General features: G+C 63.8%; 11 protein-coding genes. 4 read left to right on the top strand and 7 right to left on the bottom strand.

What is annotated here, in order from left to right; genetic code table 11:
* Positions 1 to 401: 401 nt before the first annotated feature.
* Positions 402 to 635 (bottom strand): hypothetical protein, encoded by a 234-nt coding sequence (locus AC0KVN_RS17720; protein WP_052076581.1) that lies wholly within the window; start codon positions 633 to 635, stop codon positions 402 to 404.
* A gap of 80 nt (positions 636 to 715) precedes the next feature.
* On the bottom strand, positions 716 to 1999 hold the full coding sequence (locus AC0KVN_RS17725) for an aspartyl/asparaginyl beta-hydroxylase domain-containing protein (protein WP_037508035.1): 1284 nt from the start codon (positions 1997 to 1999) through the stop codon (positions 716 to 718).
* Between the two features lie 88 nt (positions 2000 to 2087).
* On the opposite strand from AC0KVN_RS17725, the gene AC0KVN_RS17730 reads away from it, so the two are divergent.
* Positions 2088 to 3122 carry a hypothetical protein gene (locus AC0KVN_RS17730; protein ID WP_435568443.1) on the top strand — a complete coding sequence of 345 codons (1035 nt, stop codon included), beginning with the start codon at positions 2088 to 2090 and terminating at the stop codon, positions 3120 to 3122.
* Between the two features lie 170 nt (positions 3123 to 3292).
* Here AC0KVN_RS17730 and AC0KVN_RS17735 read toward each other — a convergent pair whose 3' ends face one another.
* On the bottom strand, positions 3293 to 6319 hold the full coding sequence (locus AC0KVN_RS17735) for a TonB-dependent receptor (RefSeq protein ID WP_435568444.1): 3027 nt from the start codon (positions 6317 to 6319) through the stop codon (positions 3293 to 3295).
* A gap of 392 nt (positions 6320 to 6711) precedes the next feature.
* Between AC0KVN_RS17735 and AC0KVN_RS17740 the strand changes: the two genes are divergently transcribed.
* Complete coding sequence (locus AC0KVN_RS17740; protein WP_483656228.1) at positions 6712 to 7257, top strand: hypothetical protein; 546 nt, start codon at positions 6712 to 6714, stop codon at positions 7255 to 7257.
* 3 nt (positions 7258 to 7260) lie between these two features.
* Here the strand turns inward: AC0KVN_RS17740 and AC0KVN_RS17745 are convergent, their stop codons facing one another.
* Genes AC0KVN_RS17745 through xseA form a run of 3 tightly spaced genes read right to left on the bottom strand, consistent with a single transcriptional unit; the run spans position 7261 to position 9841 of the window.
* Entirely contained in the window at positions 7261 to 8115 is an 855-nt protein-coding gene (locus AC0KVN_RS17745; RefSeq protein WP_435568445.1) for a M23 family metallopeptidase, read from the bottom strand.
* Positions 8112 to 8324, bottom strand: a complete 213-nt coding sequence (locus AC0KVN_RS17750) for a DUF2093 domain-containing protein (RefSeq protein WP_007705759.1) — start codon at positions 8322 to 8324, stop codon at positions 8112 to 8114. The genes AC0KVN_RS17745 and AC0KVN_RS17750 overlap by 4 nt, the downstream gene beginning before the upstream one ends.
* Positions 8325 to 8347: 23 nt before the next feature.
* Positions 8348 to 9841 (bottom strand): exodeoxyribonuclease VII large subunit, encoded by a 1494-nt coding sequence (gene xseA / locus AC0KVN_RS17755; protein ID WP_435568446.1) that lies wholly within the window; start codon positions 9839 to 9841, stop codon positions 8348 to 8350.
* A gap of 7 nt (positions 9842 to 9848) precedes the next feature.
* Here xseA and purD point away from each other — a divergent pair, with 7 nt between their 5' ends.
* Both purD and AC0KVN_RS17765 read left to right on the top strand, forming a co-directional pair.
* Positions 9849 to 11126: a phosphoribosylamine--glycine ligase gene (gene purD / locus AC0KVN_RS17760; RefSeq protein ID WP_159367608.1), complete on the top strand. Its 1278-nt coding sequence runs from the start codon at positions 9849 to 9851 to the stop codon at positions 11124 to 11126.
* Positions 11127 to 11224: 98 nt separating this feature from the next.
* Entirely contained in the window at positions 11225 to 11782 is a 558-nt protein-coding gene (locus AC0KVN_RS17765) for a hypothetical protein (RefSeq protein WP_435568447.1), read from the top strand.
* Here the strand turns inward: AC0KVN_RS17765 and AC0KVN_RS17770 are convergent.
* Complete coding sequence (locus AC0KVN_RS17770; RefSeq protein WP_435568448.1) at positions 11779 to 12735, bottom strand: acyltransferase family protein; 957 nt, start codon at positions 12733 to 12735, stop codon at positions 11779 to 11781. The two genes, AC0KVN_RS17765 and AC0KVN_RS17770, sit on opposite strands and share 4 nt — an antisense overlap.
* Positions 12736 to 12865 lie beyond the last annotated feature (130 nt).

A 12865-nucleotide genomic window follows, 5' to 3' on the forward strand; every position in this document is an offset into this window, starting at 1 on the left:
TGGGTGCGCCCCATGGAACCGGCTGTAAACCCGGTTGCGTTACGAAACGTTACGATTTTTACAAATGTGCAACATTGCAGCAACACCATTACGGTGTTGAAACTAAATGAAATTCTGTGGAATGCCGAGGTGCGAGCGCTCCAAAACCCCCAGATTATCGGTATTTTTGTGCAACTGAATAGATGGTGCCGCGCTGAGCTGCAGAGATACCGCATCATTATATGACAAGGCTTGGCTTGAAAATTTTGGCCGCATGGAACCGGCGATGAAAAGGCCCAAAAGCCACCGCAGACCATCGCAAATGCCTGGCGCTCATGATAAAGGGAGCGCCCGCACCAAGCGACCGCTCCCGTAAATCAGATATCATTACCCCTATCGCCCCGCAGGGCTGACAGGCAGACTCAGCCGTTTGGATTCATACCGGCACGGCTACGCATGATCAGGTCGTCGGCATCACGACTCTGCTGCTCGCTAATCGCCCGCCATTCCGCATTGGTCTTGCAGATGCGTTCCTTCCTTACGAGCGAACCCGTTACCGGAAAGCTGCGACAGCGCGTTGCATTGGGATCATTGCGGTCGAGCTTGGGCTTGTCTTCAGCGAGGGCTGGATAGGCCATCGCAAACAGGCCCGTCATGACCAAGGTTTTGACGATACGCATCTTATATCTCCCAGACGACAAGGCGATCCGGCGCGGTGGCCGTCGCATCCCTTGCCTCAAACCCCGGCCCCCAGAGCGTCCTGCGCTCTGCTGGCATCAGCTGTCGCATAGAATTGCTTCAAGAGCTGCTGCTCGGCAAGTGACAAATGCGGATTCCACACGTCGAAGATCAGGACTACGCGCAAATGATCGCTGTCATTCCAGGCTTCATGCTCGATCGTGTCATCGAACGCGAAAGCCTGTCCTTCCTGCCAGGCGCGGGTTTCACCGCCGACGCGGAAGAAACAGCCCGGTGGGACGATGAGCGGCAGGTGGATGATTGCGCGCGTATTGGTGACGCCGGTATGGGCCGGAATGCGGCTGTGAGGCTTGAGCAGCGAGAAAAAGGCGGATGGTGCCCGGCCGGGAATATCGGCCCGCGGCAGCGCTTCGAGCGCAGCGACCGTCTGGGGACAGGCGGCGCAAACGGCTTCGTTGCGCACGCCATATTCCCACAGAAAGGCTGCACCCCAGTCGAGCGAGCCATCCAGCGCCGTCCACTTATTTTCCGGCGTGCCCGGATCCTGCCGCACATAGGGGCGCACATTACCGCCCTGCTTGTCGATCAGGCCCAGAAACTCCTCGCGTATGGCGTCGGTCTTCGCCTCCAGCTGCGCCATCCAGGAAAAATGGTCCCGATCGAAATATTCATCGGCCGGCAGGAAAGGATAATGCAGGCCCGAACACTGGTTCTGGTACAGCGGGCGCCCCCCGAATTCCTTGTCGAGGCAAGCCTTGAAACGACGCTGGCTCCGCATGTCGGCATCCACCAGCAGCGGTGCGACATCCTGTTCCACCATGTTCGCAAGGCGGGCCTGATGATCGGTCAGAAAGCGTCGCGCCTCGGCCAGGGTCTCGACAAGTTGCGCCGGCAGATCCCGCATGCCCATGGACAGAGCCAACACCTTGCTCCAGCTGTCGGCCGAAGACTGGGCCTCCCCCAGACGCTGCTGCAATTGGGCCAGGCGCAGCTGGGCCATGAAGTTGCGTTGGTCGATGTCGATCGCCCGCTGCAGGGCGCTCCGTTCCCCCTCTGCATCGCCCAGTCCGCGCTGCGCCGCGGCGACATTCATCCACAAGGCCGGTTCGCCCGCATCGCTGGCGGTGGCTCCCAGAAAATGATCGCGAGCGGCATGAAAATCGCGCTGTTCCAGCGCCATCATGCCCAGCATGTTGAGCGCCTGTGGCTCGCCGGGCTGAAGCGTTAGAAGCTGGGCAAGCGCAGCCTGCGCATCGCCATGGCGTCCGGTGCGACGGGCTTCCGCCGCCTGCTGCAAAAATCGTCCGATCTGCTGGTTCATCCCGTCCTGCTATCATATGGCGCGGTCGAGGCAAGCCGCTGGCCTGCAGCCTTGTGTGCCCCTGCCCGTCATGCGAAGGCTGCGACCGATGACCGCTTCCTCCACCCAGCCTCTGAACAGCCTGATGGCCGACGCCCAGTGGCTGGCCCACCGTTATGATCCGGGGCAGGACGCCTTCCATTTTCTACAGCTACCGCGCGCGCGCCATGGCGAAATACCGTTCCTGACCGACGAGTATGTCGGGCAGGCCGTCGAGCCGATCGTGCTACGGCGCGAGGATGCAATCGCCGCAGCACCAGCCCCCGCCCCGCTGCATTTCATCTTCCATTCGGCCTATTGCTGTTCCACCCTGCTCGCCGCCGCCTTCGATCGGCCCGGCATCGCCATGGGCCTCAAGGAACCGGTGCTGCTGAACGACATTGTCGGCTGGCGCCATCGCGGCGCCAAGGGGCCGGAAGCAGCGCGCGCGCTGGACCATGGACTGCGACTGCTGGCACGCCCCTTTTCGGCCGGCGAAGCGGTGGTGATCAAGCCATCCAACCTGATCAACCCGCTGATTCCCGGAATCATGGCGATGTGGCCGACCGCCCGCGCGCTGTTCCTCCACGCGCCCCTCGATGCCTATCTGGCGTCCATCGCGCGCAAGGGCATGTGGGGCCGACTATGGGTGCGCGACCTGTTCGGCAAGTTGCTGCGCGAAGGCGTGGTCAATCTGGGCGTCGCACCATCGGACTATCTGGGGCTGACCGATATCCAGATCGCAGCGCTGGGATGGCTAACACAACAATCCCAGTTCCAGACGCTGACCAAGCAATTGGGCGAACGCGTCCTGACCCTGAACAGTGAAACATTGATCGCGCATCCGGCCGATAGCCTGGCCGCGCTGGCACGGCATTTCGATATCGCGTTGAGCCGCGCGGATATTGCCGACATCGTTTCAGGACCGATATTCGGCCGCGATTCCAAGACCGGCGCCGACTTCGCCCAGGGCCAGCGCGTGCGCGCCGCGCAGGATGGCAAGGCGCTGCATGCCGAGGAGGTCGAGAAGGTCGGCGAATGGGCCAGCCTGATCGCCCGCAACAATGGCATCGTCATGGACCTGCCTCGCCCGCTGCTGGGCTGAGACGCCTATCCCGGCCGCAGGCCGGAGCAGACCATCAGATAATCGACGGAAAAACGCCTGCTGGGCGCAGCGGCGCTATCGCGCATGTCGGGTTCAGGCGCCGAAGACCGCATGAAAAAAGGGCCGGCTTTGCAGCCGGCCCCTCTTTTTCATTCGACGTTGCGCTTCGATTAGAAGCGGAACTTGGCGGCGATCGCGTAGCGACGGCCCAGCGCGTCGTAGGTCGACGGATAGACGTTACCGCTGTTGTAGCTGGTCGAACCGATCGTGTTACCCACAACCTTCGGCTTGTTGTCGAAGAGGTTCTGGGCCGTCAGGGTGATGGTGATTTCATCCGAGACGTGGAAACGGCCGGTCAGGTCGAAATAATGTTCGGCCTTGATCTTCCGGAATTCCGGATCAACCATGCAGCCATCTTCGTCCGTGGTGGTCGGATTGCTGCAACCGGCAACTTCGGCAGCGGCAAGATCGTCCGCCAGCTGCTTCGGCTCATACTTCACGCTGTCGATATAGCGCCACAGCAGCGAGATATCGAACTTTTCGAAGCTGAGAGTCGAACGCTGCGAGAACTGCCATTCCGGCTGGATCGAAGCGCAGTTGACCGAGTAGAAACCGACGCATTCGCGGTTGTACGAGGCCGAGGTCGCCTGGAACTTGTTGCTGTTGGTCCAGGTACCCAGCAGGCTGAGCGCCAGCTTAGCAAAGCCGATGTCAGTCTGGTAGTTCAGCGTGAAGTCCACGCCGTCGGTGCTGAGCTTGCCCAGGTTCGAAGTCACCAGCGACAGGCCCGGCGTGGTCAGCGATTCGCCGAACAGTTCGCCGGTCAGCGGGTTACGACGGATCGAGGTACAAGCCGGATCGGTCGCGCTGGAGGCGGTGATGTTGTCGAAGCAAGCCGAGACAGCATCGCCCGGGGTCGGCGAGGTGATGGCGTCCTTAATCTTGATGTTGAAATAGTCGACCGTCGCCGAGAAGCCACGCAGGCCCGACGGCTGGAAGACAGCACCGATGGTCCAGCTGTTGGACTTTTCGGGCTTCAGATCAAGATTGCCACCGCCGGTGTAGTTGACCTGGCCGGCGGGATCGTTGGTGATCGCACCGATGGTCGAGGCGGGCGCGCCCTGAGCGATACAGACCGCAGCGAGGTTCGCGTCGAGAAGCGGCGCGTTGCCCGAGCAGGGGTCGGTGCCCAGGTTGGTGAGCGCAGTGCTGACCGGAGCGAACAGTTCCGCGATGTTGGGCGCACGCACGGCGTGGGCATAGTTACCGCGGATCTTGAAGCCTTCAACCGGAGTCCAGCTACCGCCAGCCTTCCAGGTGGTGGTCTTGTAGGACGGGCTGCTGGGCGCATCGACGCTGTAGCTGGAATAGCGGATGCCGGTTTCCAGGGTCAGATCCTGGAAGAAGGGCTTGTCCTGAACCAGCGGCACGATGAGTTCGCCGAATGCTTCATAGACGTCATAGCCGCCCGAGATGTTCGGAGCCGCACCACCGGCGCCGCCCAGATCACCCGACTGCGAGAGCAGATCCGATTCCTGCGAAGCGGCATATTTGCGATATTCGCCACCGATGGCGAAAGCCACCGCGTCGCTGGCGAACGGAACCGCCCAGCCGAAGTCGCCGCTAATGGTCGCATTGGCCTGGGCCAGCGAGGTCTTGGTCACGACCTGGCTGTTGGCGTTCAGGAACGCGTTCATTTCCGGCGTGATCGAGCCATCGGGACCGAAGGCGTTGAGCGGGACGCAACCGTTCGACGTGTCAAGGCAGTCGGTGGTGCTGGTCGCCTGCAGCGCCTGACGGACACGCGAGGTCAGCCAGTAGCCCTTCTGGGTCTGGGTCTGTTCGCTTTCACCATAGGCACCCGAAACGTCCCAGCTGATCGTGTCGGTGATGCCGCCACGGAAGCCGAGCTTATAGTCGAAGAAGGTGGTGGTGAATTCCGAGATACGCGGCCCCAGTTCGGTAGCACGACGCGACATGGCGGTCGTGACTTCGCGATAGTTGGGATCGTTCGGATCGGTCGCGACAGCGGCCGCGTCACATTCAGCCTGGGTGTAGAGCGGCGTATAGACGCCGGCAGCGATCTCCGCCGGGGTCGCGATGTTGCGCTGACAGAAGGCGTTGCGCTGAGCAGCCGTCATATAAGGGTTGCTGAGCGGAATATCGACGGCGGCGCCGAAGATGCCCGACGGCGCGATGATGGTCTTGACGGTGTTCTTCGAGAAGATGCCGCGGGTATAGGCTTCTACCGCATCGCTGATCTCATAACGCGCAGCGCCGAACATGTTGAAACGTTCGAACGGCGTCTGGAAGACGTTGTACGGGTTGAAGTTGAACGCATCAAACGCAGTGGTCGGACGGAAGGCCGAACCATCAGCAGTCACCTGGCGCGTACCGTTGCCGCCAGCAGTGCCCGAGGGGTTGGTGCCGGTGAAGCGCGACGGGGTCGCCGTACCCGAACCGCCGATGGCACCGCTGTAGGAATCGACGTTGAAGACCGAGAAGCTGCGATCGCCCTGATAGACCGGATCCGACTGCTGATAGCCGATCGAGAAGACCGCGTTACCCTTGCCGTCGTCGAAGTTCGCACCCATGGTGACGTCGGCGCGGAAATAATTACCGTCGCCCTGTTCCGTCAGCTGGTTCGAAATCGTGCCTTCCAAACCGGAGAAATCCGACTTGGTGATGAAGTTCACCACGCCCGAGATGGCATCGGCACCGTAGGTGGTCGACGCACCGCCGGTCAGCGTCTCGACGCGTTCGATCAGCGCAACCGGAATGTTGTTAAGGTCGAAGCGGCCGTTCAGTTCGGCCGGAACCAGACGGTCGCCATCGAGCAGGACGATGTTGCGGTTCGAACCCAGGCCACGAAGATCGACGAACGAGGCGCCGCCGTTGCCGTTGTTCACCGCCGAGCCGATGCTGGGAACGATGCCCGGAATTTCACGCAGAATATCTTCTGCGGTGTTGTTCTGCTTCAGTTCGATCTGGTCCGCCGAGGTCGCGGTGACCGGGGTCGAGCGTTCCAGATTCGGGTTCTTGATGAGCGAGCCGGTAACGACGATGGTGTCGGTGGCTTCGGCTTCGGCGCCCTGGGGCGCGTCCTGCGCGAATGCGGCAGTCGCGATCAGCGACGCACCGAGAATCGCCGGAGCGGCGCTGGCACGCAGCAGTGCCCTCTTCGAAAATGTCTTCACGTTTCCAGTCCCTTGCTCTGGAGTTGGGCAGTCACCTGCCTTCATGTGCACCTACAAGGGGATATGGTGCCCGACAGCGATCCCCCCGTATGGATTGCGGGAACCTGCGCGGTGGGAAAGCTGCTGTAAAGCGCGGGAAATGGCCCTTTGCCGCTTTTGAACAGCCCTGTATCAAAAATGCAACAAGACGAAACATGTGGAATTTTACGGTCGCAAAGCAAGATAATTTCACACATGCAATATAAGGCGACGCAATGCTGCAGCAGCGAGCGATACGCTGTCAGTTTGTGACGCAAGATCGAATATCATGAGAGCGCCGCACTCTATTGACGATGGAATCGCGGAGTGCATGGTGGCGCCCATTGGCTGCAGATCGACGGAGAATCAAGCATATGAAGGCCCCTCATGCGATGATCATGGCCCTGCCTCTATGCCTGGTCGCGACCGGCACAAGTGCAGCAGAGCGCCAGCAGCCACGCGCGGAAATTTTCACGGACCTCCTGAAATGTCGTGAAATTTCCGACGATAAGGGACGTCTTGCCTGCTATGATCGCCAGGTTGGCGCGATGGATAGTGCTGCCCAGCGCGACGAGGTGGTGGTGCTGGACAAGACGGAACTCAACAAGACCCGCCGGACGCTATTCGGCTTTTCTTTCCCCAAATTGCCTTTCCTCAACGATGGCGATGAAGATGAGAAAAACGCAACTCCGCAATCTGATGCGATGACCCAGATCGAGGCGACGATCGCTTCGGCGAAAAGCATCGGCAACGGCAAATGGCTGATCACGCTGGAAGACGGCGCGGAATGGATGACCACCGAGGCGGTTACCTATCGCGACCCCAAGCCCGGTATGACGATCGAGATCAAGCGCGCCAGCATGGGCGGCTTCATGGCGAAGATCGCCGGTCGTCCGGTACGGGTGAAGCGCGTCGGCTGATCCCTATCGCGGTTGCGGCATCGGCCCGGCGAGCAGCAGCGGGTCGATGCGCGCGTCGTTCCATTTCATGCCCCAGTGAAGATGGGGTCCGGTGGCGCGGCCTGTGGCACCGATCGCGCCGATGCGTTGCCCCTGTGCCACATGGTCGCCGGGCTTCACGTCGATCCGCGACAGATGCAGGAAGGCGCTGTTGAGGCCATGGCCGTGGTCGATCATCAGCAGATTGCCCTCCAGCGTGAAGGGGTGATCGGCGGCCAGGATCACCACCCCGTCCGCCGGCGCCACTACCGGCTCGCCGGTCGCGCCGGCGACATCGACGCCGCCATGATAGGCGCCCGGCTGCCCCTGATAGATGCGCTGAGACCCGAACAGGCCGGAAATCCGGCCGAGGCGCGGCCAGATGAAAGTCTGGCGCCAGCCCTGTGCGTCCGTCACCTTGTCGCGGGCGGCAGCGATCTGTTCCAGTTCGGGCTTGCGCAAGGCCAGGAAGGCCTCGCTGCTTTTCGTCGGGCGCAGCGGCGCATTGATCCGTTCCAGCCGCCATTCGCGCGGGGCGACGGTAAGGGTTCGGTCGATAACCCGGCCATCCGAGAGGCGCGCGCTGAGCTTCGCCGGTGGCGGCGCGTCGCGATCGAAGGCGATCAGGAAGCGGCCATCGGCATCGACCGGAACCAGCTGGTCGCCGAAATGCAGCGCGACCGTGCCGGCCGGCGCCGTGCCGACCAGCGTGCCCCCCTGGATCGCCGGGCCGGACAGGATGAAATCGGGTCCAGCCACACTCGTCGGCGCCGCGCGCAGCATCGCCGGGGCAAGCGGCAGCGCGGTGAGGGCCAGCAAAGCGGCGAGCCGGCGGGTCATCCGGCGGCGCGTGCCTTCAGTTCCGCCTCGACCGACAAAGCGGCGCTGGCATAGGGTTCCTGCCGGGCGATCGACCAGTAGCGCAGATCCTCCAGCGGGATGCGCTGGCCGGACACGGCGCACAGCACATGGTCGCCGGCCTGCAGCACGCGAAAGCTGTAAGGCATATAATGCAGCCGGGCCGGGCGGTCGCGGTTGGACATCAACATGAATCAGGCCTTTCTGCGGCGCATCAGGAGAAGAGATCCTGCTGGCCGCCTTCGACGGTGTCGCGCGGCTTGCGCGCGGGACGGGATGGGGCGGATATAGCGGGCGCGGGCGCGGCCTCAAGGGGCGCGGCGGTGTCGATCGCGGCGGCCACGGCGCCATCGGCGAAGTGCAGGCTGACCTGGCCCACGGCCTGCGCATCGGTGACCGAGCGGACCAGCCGATCGCCCGCCATCACCCGAGCAAAGCCGCGCTGCAACGGCAGATCGGGATTGACCGAGGTGAAGAGGCGCGAGAGGCGATCGAAGGCGGTGGCGCGATCGCGATAGACGCGGGTCAGATAGTCGGGGCGCAGCCGCAACCGGTCGACCCGCTCGGCCGCGCGGCTGACATATTGGCGCAGCAAGGCCGGGCGCAGCGCGCCACTGACCTGGCCCAGATGGGCGCGGGCATCGGCCAGACGGTGGCGCAGGCCGCTGTTGAGACCGTCGGACAGAAGATCGAGCCGCTGCCGCTGCGGCGCGAGCAGCGTGTCGGGCGTCGGCATCAGCCGCGCCTGCATCTCCAGCCGTTCGCGCGCCTGCATCGCCCCGCGCCGCACCGCCCGGCCCGAGCGCAGGCCCATCTCACCCAGCATCGCCAGCAGTTCGGCGCGGACCGGCACCGCCATTTCGGCGGCAGCGGTCGGTGTGGGCGCACGCATATCGGCGGCATAATCGCACAAGGTCGTGTCGGTTTCATGCCCGACCGCCGAAATGGTCGGGATCGAGCATTCGGCGACCGCGCGGACGACGATTTCCTCGTTGAAGCTCCACAGATCCTCGATCGAGCCGCCGCCGCGCGCGACGATGACGAGATCGGGCCGGGGCAGCGGGCCGCTGCCGTCCATGGCGGAAAAGCCGCGCACGGCGCGGGCAATCTGTTCGGCGGCGCCCTGCCCCTGGACCAGCACCGGCCAGAGCAGCACCTGGGTCGGGCAGCGATCCGCCAGGCGGTGGAGAATGTCGCGGATCACCGCGCCGGTGGGCGAGGTGACGACGCCGATGGTGCGCGGCAGGAAGGGCAGGCGGCGCTTGCGATCGCGGTTGAACAGCCCTTCGGCCGCAAGCTTCGCCTTGAGCTTTTCGAGCAGCGCCATCAGCGCGCCCTCGCCCGCCAGTTCCATCCGGTCGATCACGATCTGATATTTGGACCGACCGGGATAGGTGGTGAGCTTGCCGGTGGCGATCACCTCCACCCCGTCCTGTGGCTGGAAGGCGAGCCGCTGCGCCCCGCCCTTCCACATCACCCCGTCGAGCACGGCATTGTCGTCCTTCAGCGCCAGATAGAGATGGCCCGAGGCCGCGCGCTTGAAGCCGGAAATCTCGCCGCGCAGGCGAACATGGCCGAAGCGATCCTCCACCGTGCGCTTGAGCAGACCCGACAATTCGCTGACACTGAGCGGCGGCGCGTTGTCCCCCGCCCTTTCCTCGGCTAACAGGCGGCCCGAACTGTCATAGGCATCAAATTCCGGGGACATGGCCGAGATGAACATCCTTCTGCTTGGCGGCGGCGGCCGCGAACATGCGCTGGCGTGGAAGCTGGCACAATCGCCACGCCTCTCGACGCTCTATGCGGCGCCTGGCAACCCCGGCATAGCCCAGCATGCCACGCTGGTCGACCTCGACGCGACCGATCATCGCGCGGTGCTGGATTTCTGCACCCGCCATTCGATCGCGCTGGTGGTGATCGGGCCGGAAGCGCCGCTGGTCGACGGCCTGGCCGACAATCTGCGCACCATGGGCGTCGCCGTGTTCGGCCCCGACAAGAAGCCGGCGCAGCTGGAAGGGTCCAAGGGCTTCACCAAGGATCTGTGCCAGCGCGCCAACATCCCGACCGCCGGCTACATCCGTGTCACCAGCAAGGATGGCGCGATCGCCGCGCTCGACGATTTCACCCTGCCGGTGGTGATCAAGGCCGATGGCCTGGCAGCGGGCAAGGGCGTGATCATCGCCGAAACGCGGCAGGAAGCGCTCGACGCGCTCGACACCATGTTCTCCGGCGCGTTCGGCAAGGCCGGCGAGGAAGTGGTGCTGGAAGAGTTCATGACCGGCGAGGAAGCCAGCTTCTTTGCCCTGACCGACGGCAGCGCGATCCTGCCCTTCGGTTCGGCCCAGGACCACAAGCGCGTCGGCGACGGCGACACCGGCCCCAATACCGGCGGCATGGGCGCCTACAGCCCGGCCCGCGTGCTGACGCCCGAACTGGAAGCACAGGTGATCGAGCGGATCATCAAGCCGACGGTCGAGACGCTGGCGGCCGAGGGCATGCCCTATTCCGGCGTGCTCTATGCCGGGCTGATGCTGACCGAGGAAGGCCCCAAGCTGATCGAATATAATGCCCGGTTCGGCGACCCCGAATGCCAGGTGCTGATGATGCGCTTCGACGGCGATCTGGTCGAGCTGCTGCTGGCGGTGGCCGAAGGCAGGCTGGCCGAGCAGGGGCCGGTCGCGCTGGCCGATCGCACCGCGCTGACCATCGTGATGGCGGCCAATGGCTATCCCGGCACGCCGGAAAAGGGCGGCGCGATCAAGGGGATCGACGCAGCCGAAGCACAGGGCGCCCGCGTCTTCCATGCCGGCACGGCGGAGAAGGATGGCATGATCGTCGCCAATGGCGGCCGCGTGCTGAACGTCACCGCGACCGGCGATACGGTGGGCGCGGCGCAGGCCGCCGCCTATGCCGCGGTCGACGCGATCGACTTCCCGACCGGCTTCTGCCGCCGCGACATTGGCTGGCGCGAGGTCGCCCGCGAGGCGCAATAAGGGCCAAACCGGCGCGGGATCGGGACATGTCCCCCTTGTCCCGCGCCGCCAAGCGTCCTTAAATAGGGCGACATATCCATTCCGGGAGGCAAAGGGCGATGCAGGAATTCTTCATGGACTATGGCCTGTGGCTGCTGATCGCGCTGCTGGTCGTGATCGGCCTGGTGTTCCTGCTGTCGGGCAAGGGCAAGTCGGCCGTGGCGGAAGCCCCCGCGCCGGTGGCACCGCCCGTGGCCGCCGAGCCGATTGCCGAGCCGGTCGTCGCGCCGCTGGTGGCCACGCCCGATCCGGTGCCGGTTGCCGAACCCGTGATCGCCGAGCCGGTCGTGGTCGAGGAAACGCCCGCCCCCGCCCCTGTCGTCGAACCGGCCCCTGCGCCGATCCCGGCATCGCCTGCCGTCGCGGCACCGGCCGATGGCGCCGACGACCTGCTGAAGCTGAAGGGCGTTGGTCCCAAGCTGGGCGCATTGCTGACCGAGCTGGGCGTGACGCGCTATGCCCAGATCGCCGGCTGGAGCGACAGCGACATCGCCGCGATCGATGCGAAGCTGGGCAATTTCAAGGGGCGGCCGGTGCGCGACCAGTGGATCGACCAGGCCAAATATCTCGCCGCCGGCGACATTGCCGGCTTCGAAGCGAAATATGGCAAGATCTAAACCGTGACCGGTTCCGGTTGCATGGCGACCGGGGCCGGCCTGCGGTGCGGCACCGCGCCCAGCAACAGGGGCGGCAGTCGCCCCTGCCCCGCAAGCGCGCTGGCGATGTAGAGCAGCAGCACTGCACCAGCGAGGATGACGGCGCCATGCGGGTCGAGCATCGCCACCAGCCCCATCACCAGCGGATGCCAGAGATAGAAGAACAGGCTTTCGCGCCCGATCCGGTTGATCGGGCCGAAATGGAGGCGCACCGCCGAGATGCTGGGCAGCAGCGCGATCAGCGCGAGACACATGAGCAAACGGGCGGGCACGAAGGCGAGCGCGTTGCCGGTGCCATAAAGATCCGACCACCAGAACAGTCCCAGCGCCCCGACCAGCAGCACGGGCCACAAATAGCGTTTGGGCATGCCCCGTTCGGCCATCAGCATGCCGAAGAAAAAATAGACCGGATAGCGCAGGAAACGGCTGTCGGGCGACAACAGGCTGCCGCCCACTGCACCATGGTCGAGGCCGAAGCTGTACATGGTCGCCAGGCTGACGGGCGCGCCGATCGCCAGCAGCACAAGCGGCGAAAGTGGTAGCAACCGGGTCACCAGGATCAACAGGAACAGCGCCGGCACATACCAGAGATGAAAGGGCGGACGCAGCAGCAGGTCGAGCGGGGTCTGCCAGGAAAGCAGGCCGCCGCTGGCAAGCCAGTAGACGAGCATCGCCACCGCCCAGGGCAGCAGCATGCGCCGGCCATAGCGGCTGAACATCTCGCCCATCGGCATGGAGCGGGTGCGGGTGACGTTGAGCAGATAACCGGAAATGCCGATCATCAGCGGCATGCGGAAACCCGAACCGATCCACAGCAGGACATGCTGCTGATGCGTCAATTCCATCGCGTGCCCGCCCATGACGAGCAGGATCAGCAAGCCTTTCAGCAGGTCGATCGACGGGTTCTTGGTCACGATATGCTCGCAAATTCTGCCATCGAAACGATAGCGTCACAATATTGCCAAGCTCTTAAAATCCGCAATGGCATCATTCTGTCGCAGCCATCTTTTCTTAAGGAAAATATCGTTTAGACTTGGGCTATTA

The organism is Sphingobium sp. SG1 (genome assembly GCF_057063145.1).